9 protein-coding genes are annotated in these 12,082 nt (G+C 70.1%); 3 read left to right on the top strand and 6 right to left on the bottom strand.

All coding sequences use genetic code 11. The features are described from left to right. Window positions 1-39: 39 nt before the first annotated feature. The 6 genes from G7B71_RS08340 to G7B71_RS08315 all read right to left on the bottom strand — a co-directional run bounded on the left by G7B71_RS08340 (window position 40) and on the right by G7B71_RS08315 (window position 7,030). Entirely contained in the window at window positions 40-798 is a 759-nt protein-coding gene (locus tag G7B71_RS08340; protein WP_166039805.1) for an isocitrate lyase/phosphoenolpyruvate mutase family protein, read from the bottom strand. 181 nt (window positions 799-979) lie between these two features. Beyond that, complete coding sequence (locus G7B71_RS08335) at window positions 980-1,702, bottom strand: hypothetical protein (protein ID WP_207774747.1); 723 nt, start codon at window positions 1,700-1,702, stop codon at window positions 980-982. Window positions 1,703-1,731: 29 nt separating this feature from the next. Next, window positions 1,732-2,049 (bottom strand): hypothetical protein, encoded by a 318-nt coding sequence (locus G7B71_RS08330; protein ID WP_166039803.1) that lies wholly within the window; start codon window positions 2,047-2,049, stop codon window positions 1,732-1,734. A 56-nt stretch (window positions 2,050-2,105) separates the two neighbouring features. Then, on the bottom strand, window positions 2,106-2,906 hold the full coding sequence (locus G7B71_RS08325) for a response regulator (protein ID WP_166039801.1): 801 nt from the start codon (window positions 2,904-2,906) through the stop codon (window positions 2,106-2,108). After that, a complete protein-coding gene (locus G7B71_RS08320; protein WP_243406164.1) occupies window positions 2,903-4,018 on the bottom strand; it encodes a histidine kinase in 1,116 nt (371 codons plus the stop codon). The genes G7B71_RS08325 and G7B71_RS08320 overlap by 4 nt, the downstream gene beginning before the upstream one ends. Before the next feature lie 177 nt (window positions 4,019-4,195). Then, window positions 4,196-7,030, bottom strand: a complete 2,835-nt coding sequence (locus tag G7B71_RS08315) for a M16 family metallopeptidase (RefSeq protein ID WP_166039799.1) — start codon at window positions 7,028-7,030, stop codon at window positions 4,196-4,198. A gap of 100 nt (window positions 7,031-7,130) precedes the next feature. On the opposite strand from G7B71_RS08315, the gene G7B71_RS08310 reads away from it, so the two are divergent. The 3 genes from G7B71_RS08310 to G7B71_RS08300 form a co-directional block, all read left to right on the top strand. Beyond that, the gene (locus G7B71_RS08310) at window positions 7,131-7,901 is read left to right on the top strand and encodes a protein ImuA (protein ID WP_243406163.1); all 771 of its coding nucleotides are present in this window, start codon (window positions 7,131-7,133) and stop codon (window positions 7,899-7,901) included. A gap of 262 nt (window positions 7,902-8,163) precedes the next feature. Continuing rightward, window positions 8,164-9,594: a DUF6504 family protein gene (locus tag G7B71_RS15675; protein WP_279338398.1), complete on the top strand. Its 1,431-nt coding sequence runs from the start codon at window positions 8,164-8,166 to the stop codon at window positions 9,592-9,594. Next, window positions 9,591-12,082: error-prone DNA polymerase (locus tag G7B71_RS08300; protein WP_166039796.1), on the top strand; the 2,492-nt coding region annotated here is incomplete at its 3' end. The genes G7B71_RS15675 and G7B71_RS08300, both read left to right, overlap by 4 nt.

The raw sequence follows: 12,082 nt of genomic DNA, 5'->3' as shown, positions 1-12,082 counted from the left end.
TTGGCCCGAGGGGACGTTAGGCCGCCCTTCCCGCAAGGTCTAGCGACGGTAATGCTCCGCCGCCGCCGACTTCAGCCAGTCGATCATTCGGCGATAGGGAAACGGCCCGTGGCTGATCCGAGCGACCCCGAGGCCGGCGAGCTTGTCCGCCGACGGCGCGCCCGGATAGGCCATGATATTGACCGGCAGCGGGCTCGCCTCGCAGAGGCGGGCGATCAGGCCGGGATCGCCGAGGCCGGGGAAGAACAGCCCGCTCGCGCCGGACTGCGCATAGGCTTCGGCGCGCTCCAGCGCCTCGCTCATCGCATCCGCATGCTGCTCCGGCTTCGCTTTGAGGAACAGGTCGATGCGGGCGTTGATGAAGAAGTCGCTGCCGACCGCGTTACGCGCCGCCGCGATTCGGTCACCCTGGAAGACCACCGGGTGAAGCCCCTCGCCGCCGACCAGCTGGTCCTCGAAATTGCAGCCGACCGCGCCGGTGCCGGCGAGGCGCAGCATGTTGGCGGCGACATGGTCGGGATCGACTGCATAGGCGCCTTCGAAGTCGATCGTCACCGGCACCTCTACCGCCTCGGCGACCCGTTCCGCATTGGCCAGGGCGAGCCCGATCGGCAGGGCCTCGGCGTCGGCGAAGCCCTGCGCCGCTGCCACCGACCAGCTGCCGGTAGCGATGGCGGGCGCACCCGCCTCGGCGATCGCCGCCGCGCTTCCCGAGTCCCAGGCGTTGAACAGGATCAACGGCTGGCCGGGCCTGTGAAGCGCGGCGAAGGCGGCGAAACGGGCGTGATGGTCGGTCATCTTCCCCTCCCTTTCGCCCCAGCCTTATCCCGGATGCGCGGCATCGGCATCCCGGATCACGCGGCGAAAGGAGGGGACCGGGCGCCTGCGCCCCGGTTCCCGCGAAGGCGGAAATCCAGCGGCCGTTCACCTGATCGGGAGCGACGGACGCCGGATCCCCGCCTTCGCGAGGCTGTGAAACCTATTGGCCGCCGCTCAACCGCCGTGACGAGACGATGCGGTTGGCGGTATCGGTGACGACCTCAAGCAGATTGCCGGCGGTATCGCGCACCTGGCGGACGGTCTGGCCCTGCGGATTCACCGTGCGCGACACCTCGGTGAGGCCGGCGCGGACGAGATCGAGGACCTGCCCGTTGCGGAGCAGATTGTTGGCGATTCCGCCGACCGTGTTGACCGTATTGTTGGCGACGCCGCCGACCGTTCCGACCGTATTGTCGACGGTCGACAGCAGCTGGGTGACGAGCTGCGGATTGTTGTCGAGCGTCTGCAGCGTCCGCTCGATGATCGCCCGGACATTGTCGAGGCGGACGATCAGGGTCGCCTGGGCGCGCACGCCGGCGATCTCGATGCGGACGTCGTCAATGCTCGCGTTCACGCCGGCGGTGAGGTGGAGCAGGTTGGCGAGGCGCGCGTCGAGATTGAGATTGGCCTGGAGGTTGCTGACCTGGATGCTGAGTTGCTCGACCGAGAGATTGGGCACGTCGAGGAGGACGTCGGGCGGGTCGCCGCCGGCGAGCGCCTGCTGGGCGAGCGGCGACGGCTGGGCGGGCGCGGTCGCTGGCGCGGGCTGGCGGCGCTGGAGCGGACGGATCTCGGGCTGGCCGGTCTGGGCCGAGGCAACGGCGGGTATGGTGAGGGCGGTCGCCGCGGCGAGGCCCGCCGCCAGCGCGTGAAGCTTACGCATTGGAATCTCCCTGTTACGGCCGCCCAACGTTATTCCGGCAACTGCGGTTCCTGCGGTATTGCCCCATCGAGCACCGGAGCAAGCGGATCGGCGATCCGAGTCTCGGCGCGCACCCGAACGCGCACATTGTTCGCCTGGCGCCGCCCCTGCGGGACGTCGGGCGCATCGACCTCGACGACATTGCCCTCGCTCTCGCGGCCGTTGACGGCGGCAGTGGCGGTGAGGTCGAGCTCGCCCTTATTCTCGATCACCACGCGCCGCGCGGTGACGTCGATGCCGAGCTGGATGTCCGGCGGCGGCGCGGGAGGCTGCGGCGGCGCGGCCTGCAGGAGCAGAGCTGCAATCATCAATGGTCCGGCCTCCCTTTGGCAGACACAATTCGGCGGCGCGCCGGCGGTTCCGATCAGTGGACGAAGCGCGCCACCACGTCGCGGTAGGAGCGGCTGACCTTCACCTGGGCGCCGGAGCCAAGCACCAGGAAGCATTCGCCGTTGGTGTGCGGCTTCACCTGGCGGACCTGATCGAGGTTGACGATGGTCGAGCGGTGGACTCGCTGGAAGCGGCGCGGATCGAGGCGCTTCTCGAGGTCCTTCATCGTCTCGCGCAGGATCAGCGTGTTGTCGGCGGTGTAGATGCACATGTAGTCGCCGGCCGCGTCGATCTTCTCGATGGAATCGACGTCGACCCGGAAGATCTGGCCGCGGTCCTTGATGTTGATCATCTTCTCGTAGCGGCTGGCGGCGAGATCGTCGGCAGTGGCGACGACTTCCTCGACGGCCTCGGGCGAGACCTCGGCGAGCGCTTCCTTCAATTTGCCAGCTTCCTCGGCGCTACGCTTCTCGGCGAGGCGCTGGCGGATGCGCTCGAGCGTGTCGGCGAGACGCTCCTCCTCTACCGGCTTCATCAAATAATCGGCGGCCTGCGCTTCGAAGGCGCGGATGGCGTGATCGGAATAAGCGGTGACGAACACGACCAGCGGCGGCTCGACCTCGGCCAGGCCCTGGAGAACGGAGAAGCCGTCGAAGCCGGGCATCTGGATGTCGAGGAAGACGAGGTCGGGCTTGTGAGTCTTGATCGATCGGATCGCTTCGCGGCCGTTCGAGCAGGTGTCGACGATCTCGACATCCTCATGCTTCTCGAGGCGCAGCGTGAGGCCCTGAATGGCGAGCGGCTCGTCGTCCACCAGGATGGTGCGGATGGTCATTTCGGTTCCTCGGCTTCGATCTGATAGGGAATTTCAATGAGAACGCGGAAGCCCCCCGGCGTGTCCGGCCCCGCGGGCACGCTCTGCGTTTCGAAACGATGATTGTCGCCATAGGCCTGGGCCAGGCGGTCGCGGATGTTGGCGAGGCCGACCCCGGTGGAGCCGACATAGGTCGGCGCCCCGTCTGGCCCCGGCCCAGTGTCCGACACGGTGATCAGCACGCGGTCGATGACTCGCTTGCCCTCGATGGCGATCTCGGCCCCCTCCTCCTGCGGGGTCACGGCATATTTGATGGCGTTCTCGACGAGCGGCTGGAGCAGCAGCGACGGCAGCCGCGCCCGCTCGACCGACGGGTCGATCTCGAAGCGCGGCTGTAGACGCTCCTCGAATCGCATCTTCTCGATCTCGAGATAGAGCTTCAGCGTCTCCACCTCCTGAGTCATCGTCACCATTCCGCTCGGCTCGTTGACGAGCGTGTAGCGCAGGAAGGACGACAGGCGGGACAGCATCGCATTGGCCCGCTCGGTCTGCCGCAGCAGGACGAGCGTGGAAATGGAATTGAGCGTGTTGAACAGGAAGTGCGGGTTGAGCTGGTAGCGCAGCATGGCGAGCTGTGCGGACGAGGCCTGATGCTCGAGCCGATTCAATTGCCGGCTCTGCTCCTCGAGCAGCAGATAGTAATTGATGCCGTAATAGAGCGCCGACCAGGCGATCAGCAACGTGACGGTGAGCAGGATGGCGCCGAGGAAGCGGAAGCCTTCCGGCACCGAGCCCGGCGAGATGAAGGTCGCGTGGCTCCACGTCTCGATCGCCGAGAAGGCGGCGGCGGCGAGCAGGATGATCGCCACCGTCGCGACCCAGGTGACGAGCGGCTTGGCACGGATCAGCCGCCGGTAGGCCGCGGCCATCAGCAAGGTGACCGAATAGCCCGTCGCGGTCAGAAGCGCGGTATGAAGCACGTAGCTCCAGCCCATCGCGTTGGCGATTCCGGACAGGGTGCGAAGGACGAAATAGCCGCCCCAGCCGAGCGACTGGAGCATCCAGAACGCGCGGTTCTTGTCCTTGAAGAAAGGCTGCCGCTGGAATCCCATGGAGTCCAGGCTCGCGGGCATCGACCTCCCGGCTGAGGGAGTGGCAGGCAATGAGCTAGCGCGCACCGCCGGCCTCTCTAGAGCCGTTTCCACTCGCGTGGAACCGCTCTCGATCTTTGCTGGTCGCGGCTGCCGGGCCGAGGCGTGATCTCCCCCGCCTCGCAGCCGCCCCGCCGGGGCTCATGCCGATGACCGAGATCATTGCCGGGCGGGAAGGACGGTCAGCGACCAGTCCCCCTGTTCGACGACATGATCGGCGACCGCGCGGCGGACGTCCTCCGGCGTGAGCGCGCGATAGTCGGCGAGGAAGGAGCGGACCGCGGCGAGCTCGTCCGGATCGTGGGCGATGCTCTCGATCGCGCCCAGCCAATAGCCGTTGCTGGCGAGGTTGCGCTCGATTCCGCTGATCACCGGATTCTGGGCCCGCTCGAACTCGTCGGCCGCGACCGGACGCGCGGCGAGATCGGCGATGATCTCGCGCGCCGCGCGGAAGAAGGCCGGAATCCGTTCGGACCGCACTTCCGCCGCCGCATAGAAGACGCCCCAATTGGGGAAGATGTCGGAGCTGGCATGGGTGGCGCTCGGCGAATAGGTCGCGCCTTCGTCCTCGCGCAGCCGGTCGAACAGCCGCACCCGGAACATGTTGGCCGCGAGCGCGAGGGCACGGCGCGAGCGCAGATTGTCGGGGCCGCCGAGCGTCGACCAGCCGATCAGGGCGAAGGCCTGGCTCGGGTCGCCATTATGGGTGAATCGGCGCGGCTCCGGGTTCGGCTGGGGCGGCTCCACGCGCGCCGGATCGACCGCGGGCGCCGGCGTCGTGCGCGGCGGCAAGGCGGCGACGCTGCGCCGCACCGCCTCGACCGCGGCGTCGAGCGTTACGTCCCCGACGATCACCACATGAACCGGCCCTTCGGCGAGGCGCGGCGCGAAATAGGCCCGCATGTCTTCCACCGTCGCGGATGCAAGCGCTTCGCGCTCGACCGCTCCCCAGCGCGAGTCGCCGGAATAAAGCAGGCTCGGAATCTCGCGCCCGGCCCGCGCCGAAGCGGTGGCGAACTGGAGATCGTAGCTCTGCACCGCATTGGTCTGGAAGCGGCGGAACAGCTCCGCGTCCCAGCGCGGGTGGGTAAGCTTGGTGGTGAGCAGGCGCAGCTGGTCGGGCAGGTCCTCGGCGCTGGTCGTCCCGGCGAGCATGTAGGCGTCCTCGTCGACCGCGAAGGACAGGCCGATTCGGCGGCCGGTGGTCAGCCGTTCGAGGCCATCGAGGTCGAGGTCGGCAAGGCCCGACGGCCCGACCAGGCCGCCCGCCCAAGTCATCACCGGCCGGGCGGGATCGATGCCGGCACGGCCTCCGCCGAAGCGCAGCCGGACATGCACCCGGCCTTCCTCGAAGCGGGTCGGCTTGAAGGTGAGGGTCGAGCCGTTGGCGAAGCGGACGATGGTGACGTCGAGATCCTCGATCCGCTCGCGCGACACCTCGCGGCCCGGCGCGGGCAAGGCGGGCAGCGAATCGAAGCCGACGCTGCGCTCGTCGCCGCGCGTGGCGGGCTGGACTCGCTCGGCGGCGGCGAGCGCGGTGGCCAGCGCCTCGTCGCCGCCCTCGATCGGCTCGGGCGAGAGCAGCAGCAGGCGCGGCTCGGCGCCCGCGAACAGGCGGCGAGTCGCGGCGGCTATCCGCTCCGGGGTCATGAGCGGCGCGAATTCCTCGAACAGGGCCTGCGCCGTCCGCGCCGAGGTGATGACGCCGCGGTCGTCGACGGCGCCGATCATGCGCGCCGCCCATTGCTGGGAGGCGACGGTCGGCTCGCCCTGCACCGCCGCGGCGGCCGCGGTGCGGATGTTGGTCAATTCGCGCTCGATCTCCGCCGCGCTCGGCGGGGCGCGCAGGGCGTCGGCGACGATCGCGAACGCCTGCTGCATCGCTTCGCGCCAATGGCCGTTGCGGGCGGTGATGGCGAGCTGGGTGATCTCGGCGGTGCCGCGGTGGCGGTTCACCCCGACCCCGGCGTTGATGAAGGCGGATTCGCCCCGGGCGTGGCGCTCGAGCCGGCGGTTGAGAATCGTGGCGGCGAGCGATTCGGCCATCTGGTCGCGCTCGCGTTCGCGGGTCGGCCGCTGGGGGTCGTAGGGCCGCGACCAGGCGATGGTCGCGTTGCTCGGGGCGCCGGCATAGACCAGCGACGCGGTGCGCGAAGGAGGCGTGGCGTGGGTGCCGAAATCGGGCTCGGCGGGACCTTCGCCCTGGCCGCGCCAGCCGCCGAAGCGCTGCTCGATCAGCGCGACCATCATGTCGGGATCGGCGTCGCCGACCATGACCAGGGTGGCGCGCTCCGGTCGGTACCAGCGGCGGTAGAAGGCGCGCAGGCCCTCCGCGGTGGCGCCGCGCAGGGTCTCGTCGGTGCCGATCGTCTCGCGGGTGGCGAAGGTGAGGCCGTGATGGAACAGGCCGCGCGCCGCCTCGCCGAGCCGCACCGACAATTCCGGCCGCCGCTCCTTCTCGGCGATGACGATCTGGCGCTCGGCATCGACCGCGGCGGGAGCGAACAGGGCCGAGGACATCATGTCGGCGATGACATGGAGGCTGCGGTCGAGCCCGGTCCGGTCGGCATTGGGCAGGTCGAGTTGGTAGAAGGTCTGGGTGGGCCCGGTGAAGGCGTTGGTGTCGCTGCCGAAGCTGGCGCCCAGCTGCTGCCAGATCTGGCGCGCCTCGCGGTCGGCGAAATTGGCGGTGCCGCGGAAGGCGAGATGCTCGACGAGGTGGGCCCAGCCTTGCTCCTCCTCCCGCTCGTGGAGGGCGCCGGCGTCGATGCGTAGGCGGATCGAGACCTGGCGCTCGGGCCGGGCGTTGCGGCGCACCGCGTAGCGCAGTCCGTTGGCCAAGGTGCCGAAGCGCCAGGCCGGGTCGGGCGGGATGTCGCTGCCTTGGTAGAGCCAGCCCGGCGCCGCGGGCGCGGGCGCGGGCGCCTGTTGGGCTGTGGCAGCGGCGGCGGGGAGAATCAGGAGGAGCGCGAGAGCGGCGGTACGCAGCGACATCGGCCCTATGTGTTTCACCGACAGCGGAATGTCGAGCCGTTCGCTTGACTCTCGGGAGCGACAACAGGAACATAAAGCGAACAAACGAACCGAGTCGCTTATGCCTGCCCCATCCGCCCGTGCCGAACGCCTGGAGAGCCTGCGCGCAGAGGTGCGGCGGATCGAGGGCATCGGCGCGGGCTCGGCGGCGCCGGTCGTGCCGCTCGGCGTGGCGGAAGTCGACGGCCGTCTCGCCGGCGGCGGGCTGGCGGCGCGGGCGCTTCACGAGGTTGCGGCGCGAAGCCCCGATTTCGCCGACGACGCGTCGGCGACCCTGTTCCTCGCCGGTCTCGCCGGCCGCAAGTCGCGGGCGGACGAGGGCGGCCAGATATTGTGGGCGCTCGCCCGCCGCGACCTGTTCGCCCCCGGCCTCGCCGGCGCCGGCCTCGGCCCCGAGCGGCTGCTCTACGCCGAGTGCCGCAGCGACGAGGAGGTGCTGGCGGTGATGGAGGAGGGGCTTCGCCACGGCAGCCTCAGCGCGGTGATCGGCGAAGTCGGCCGCTGCGCGATGGCCTCGGCCCGCCGCCTCCAGCTCGCCGCTGAGGAGGGCGGAACGCTGGCGCTCATGCTTCGGCGCTGGAAGAAAGCGGGCCGCGACCCGCTCGCCGAGCCGTCGCCGGCGGTGACCCGCTGGCGGATCGGCGGCGCGCCGTCGATGCCGCTGCCCGTCGAGGGGATCGGCCGCCCCTGCCTCGCCGCCGAGCTCGCCCGCCAGCGCGGCGGCGAACCCTGTTCCTGGATTCTGGAGGCCCCCGATGCCGAGGCTCGCCTCGCTCTATTTTCCCACGCTCGCAACCGACCGCATCAGGCGGAGGAACGGCGCGCGGCGTAACGTTGACCGTCATTCCCGCAAAAGCGGGGATCCAGCTGCCTTAGGAACGCCGGAAGAAGAGAAGCTGGATTCCCGCTTTCGCGGGAATGACAAAGTGGAGAAGCCCGGCGCGCGAATCGCCGACTGTTCCTGCCCCAACACCAGCGGCTGGCGCCCCGGCGCGCGCTGGGCGAAACATGAGGTCGGGCGACGGGAAGAGCCGGCGCCGCCAGCCTTTCGTGCCCCGCAATCCTCCCTGCGCGCGGAGCGCGTGGGGTATCAGGTGCTCGTCACGGCCCAGAAGGTGGGCAACCGAATGCTGGTCGCCGCGGCGTGCGAACGGGCGCAGGCGCTGGGCCTGGCGCCCGGAATGGCGGTGACCCAGGCGCGGGCGCTGTTTCCGGGCCTCGACATCCAGGACGCCGATCCGGAAGGCGACTCGGCCCTGCTCACGCGCCTCGCTTTGTTCGCCGCCCGCCGCTGGACTCCGCGCGCGGCGGTCGCCGGGACGGACGGGCTGTGGCTCGACCTCAGCGGAGTCGCTCACCTGTTCGGCGGCGAGGAGCGCATGTGCCGGCGGATCGTCGCCTTCTGCGCGCGCATGGGCCTCGCCGCGCGGATCGCGGTCGCCGACACGTTCGGCGCCGCTCACGCCCTCGCCCGCCATCGCCGCGAGCCGGTCACGCTGTGCCCGCCCGCCGGCCAGGCCGAGGCGCTGGCGCCGCTGCCGCTTGCTTTGCTCCGACTCGACGAGGCGCAGCTCGCCACGGCTTCGCGGCTCGGCATCGACCGGATCGGCGCGCTCGTCGCGATGCCGCGCGCGCCGCTCCAGCGCCGCTTCGGCAACGCCCTGCTCACCCGCCTCGACCAGGCCCTGGGCCGCGCCGCCGAGCCGTTCGACCCGGTCGCTCCCGAGGACCCGCCGTCGGTGCTGCTGCGCTTCCAGGAACCGATCGGAAGCGCCGAGGCGATCGCCGAAGCGATGGAAACGGCGATGCGCGAGCTGGTCGCCGACCTCGAGAAGAAGGGCCTCGCCGCGCGCGCGATGCGCCTCACCTGCACCCGGGTCGACAATCAGGACGAGGAGGTCGCGATCGGCACCGCCCGCGCCACCCGCGACGGCGCCCATTTGCTGCGCCTGCTGCTGCCGAAGATCGAGACGATCGACCCCGGCTTCGGAATCGAGCGGATGCGCCTCACCGCCGAACGGGTCGAGCCGTCGGGCGCCCAGCCGATCGACGGCGCGCTGACCGGGGAGAAGCCCGCGCCCGACCTCGTGCCGCTGATCGACCGCCTCGCCGCCCGCCTCGGCCCGAGCCGCCTCTACCGGATGAGCGCGATCGAGAGCGACGTGCCCGAGCGCAGCGTCAGCCGAGCCGCGCCCCTCGCCTCGCCCGCCGCCTGGCCGAGCTGGCCGCGGCCGCTTCGGCTGCTGTCGCCGCCCGAGCCGGTCCACGGAGTCCTCGCCGTCCTCCCCGACCAGCCGCCGCGCCGCTTCACTTGGCGCGGCCGCTCCTACCGAGTGACCCGCGCCGACGGCCCCGAGCGAATCCATGGCGAATGGTGGCGCCGCCGCGCCGAGGCGGAGGCGGTGCGCGACTATTTCCGGGTCGAGGACGAGGACGGCCGCCGCTTCTGGCTGTTCCGCAAGGGCGACGGCGTCGACTCCCGCACCGGCGACCTCAGCTGGTGGCTTCAGGGGATGATGGGGTGACCTATCACGAGCTCCAGGTCGCGACTCATTTCAGCTTCCTGCGCGGCGTGTCGAGCGCCGAGGAATTGTTCTCGGCCGCGGCCCTGCTCGGCATCCCGTCGCTCGGAATCGTCGACCGCAACTCGGTGGCGGGCATGGTGCGCGCCTGGGAAGCGTCGAAGGCCACCAAGGTGCGGCTGGTGCCCGGCTGCCGGCTCGACCTCGTCTCGGGCGAGAGCCTGCTCGTCTATCCCCAAGACCGCGCCGCCTGGTCGCGGCTGACCCGGCTGCTCACCGCCGGCCGGCCGCTTGAGCGAGACGCCAGTGGCAAGTGGCTCGGCAAGAGCGAGTGCCGGATCGGCTGGGACGAAGTCGCCGCGCACAATGAAGGCCTGATCGCGGCCCTCGTCGCCGGCGATCCGGACGACGGCGCCGCGGCGACGCTCCATCGCCTGCGCGACCTGTTCGGCGACCGCGCTTATTGCGCCATCTCCTACCGCCGCCGCCCCGGCGACATCGGCCGGATCGCCGCGCTCGACCGCCTCGCGCGCGGCGCCCGGGTGTCTCCGGTGGCGACCGGCGACGTGCTCTACCATTCGCCCGACAAGCGCCTGCTCCAGGACGTCGTCACCGCGATCCGCGAGAAATGCACGATCGACGCGCTCGGCTTCCGCCGCGAGCGCTTCGCCGACCGCCACATGAAGAGCGCCGCGGAGATGGCGCGATTGTTCGCGCGCTGGCCGGAGATGGTCGAGGCGAGCGGCGAGATCGTCTCGCGCTGCGGCTTCGACCTCGGCCAGCTCCGCTACCAATATCCGAGCGAGGCGCCACCGGGCATGAGCCCGCAGCAGGCGCTGGAGAAGATGGCGCGCGCCGAGGCGGCGGCGATGTTCCCCGGCGGCCTGCCGGAGCCTTACGAGAAGCAACTCGCCTATGAGCTCGCGATCATCGGGCGGCTCAATTACGCGCCCTACTTTCTCACCGTGAACGCGATCGTCCGCTTCGCCCGCGGCGAGGGCATCCTGTGCCAGGGCCGCGGCAGCGCCGCCAATTCGGTGGTCTGCTTTCTGCTCGGAATCACCTCGATCGACCCGATCAAGCACAAGCTGCTGTTCGAGCGCTTCATCTCCGAGGAGCGCGGCGAGCCGCCCGACATCGACGTCGATTTCGAGCATGAGCGGCGCGAGGAGGTGATCCAGTGGATCTACCGCACCTACGGCACCAGGCGGGCGGCGCTGACCGCGGTCGTTACCCGCTACCGCACGCGCGGGGCGGTGCGCGATGTCGGCAAGGCGCTGGGCCTGCCCGAGGACATGACCGGCGCCCTTTCGAGCCAGATCTGGGGCTGGTCCGAAGGCGGCGTCGAGGAGCGCCATGTCCGCGATCTCAACTTCGACCTCGGCGACCCGCGCCTGGCGCTGACCTTGGAACTGTCGCGCCAGCTGATCGGCACGCCGCGCCATCTCAGCCAGCATCCCGGCGGCTTCGTGCTGACCGAGGACCGGCTGGACGACCTCGTTCCGATCGCCCCGGCGACGATGGAGGACCGCCGAGTCATCGAGTGGGAGAAGGACGACATCGCCGCGCTCCACTTCATGAAGATGGACGTGCTCGGCCTCGGCATGCTCGGCTGCATGCGCCGCGCCTTCGACCTGCTGCGTGACCACAAGCAGGTCGACATGGGCCTCGCCTCGCCGGTGCTGCAGGAGGACGACCCCAAGACCTACAGGATGATCCAGAAGGCCGACACGCTCGGCACCTTCCAGATCGAGAGCCGGGCGCAGATGTCGATGCTCCCGCGGATGAAGCCGGAGCGGTTCTACGATCTCGTCATCGAGGTCGCGATCGTGCGGCCGGGGCCGATCCAGGGCGATATGGTCCATCCCTATCTCCGCCGCCGCGAGGGCAAGGAGAAGGTCGAATATCCTTCGGCGGAGCTTCGCGAGGTCCTCGAGAAGACGCTCGGCGTGCCGCTGTTCCAGGAGCAGGCGATGAAGGTGGCGATCGTCGGCGCGGGCTTCTCCCCGTCCGAGGCCGACCAGCTCCGCCGTTCGATGGCGACGTTCAAGTCGACCGGCGGCGTCGGCGCGTTCCGCGACAAGATGATCGGCGGGATGATCGAGCGCGGCTACAGCCAGGATTTCGCCGAGCGGACGTTCAAGCAGATCGAGGGGTTCGGCAGCTACGGCTTTCCGGAGAGCCACGCGGCGAGCTTCGCCAAGATCGCCTACGCCTCGTCCTGGATGAAGTGCCACCATCCGGACGTGTTCTGCGCGGCCCTGCTCAACGCCCAGCCGATGGGCTTCTACGCGCCCGCGCAGATCGTTCGCGACGCGCGCGAGCATGGGGTGGAGGTTCGCGCCGTGTGCATCAACGAGAGCCGGTGGGATTGCACGTTGGAAGGCAGTTCCTCCCCGAGCTTGCTGGGGGAGGGGGACCATGCGCAGCATGGTGGAGGGGTAGGGCAGCGCACGGCCGGGTTACCCCTCCACCATCCGCCTTCGTCGGA

The organism is Sphingosinicella sp. YJ22 (genome assembly GCF_011320075.1).
Taxonomy (GTDB): domain Bacteria; phylum Pseudomonadota; class Alphaproteobacteria; order Sphingomonadales; family Sphingomonadaceae; genus Allosphingosinicella.
This window is presented reverse-complemented; position numbering and strand designations above follow the sequence as displayed.

What these genes read in the sequence shown, in the direction of transcription:
- G7B71_RS08340 (WP_166039805.1), bottom strand. Translation starts at nt 798, where the DNA reads ATGACCGACCATCACGCCCGTTTCGCCGCCTTCGCCGCGCTTCACAGG.
- G7B71_RS08320 (WP_243406164.1), bottom strand. Translation starts at nt 4,018, where the DNA reads ATGCCCGCGAGCCTGGACTCCATGGGATTCCAGCGGCAGCCTTTCTTC.
- G7B71_RS08310 (WP_243406163.1), top strand. Translation starts at nt 7,131, where the DNA reads ATGCCTGCCCCATCCGCCCGTGCCGAACGCCTGGAGAGCCTGCGCGCA.
- G7B71_RS08315 (WP_166039799.1), bottom strand. Translation starts at nt 7,030, where the DNA reads ATGTCGCTGCGTACCGCCGCTCTCGCGCTCCTCCTGATTCTCCCCGCC.
- G7B71_RS08325 (WP_166039801.1), bottom strand. Translation starts at nt 2,906, where the DNA reads ATGACCATCCGCACCATCCTGGTGGACGACGAGCCGCTCGCCATTCAG.
- G7B71_RS08330 (WP_166039803.1), bottom strand. Translation starts at nt 2,049, where the DNA reads ATGATTGCAGCTCTGCTCCTGCAGGCCGCGCCGCCGCAGCCTCCCGCG.
- G7B71_RS08335 (WP_207774747.1), bottom strand. Translation starts at nt 1,702, where the DNA reads ATGCGTAAGCTTCACGCGCTGGCGGCGGGCCTCGCCGCGGCGACCGCC.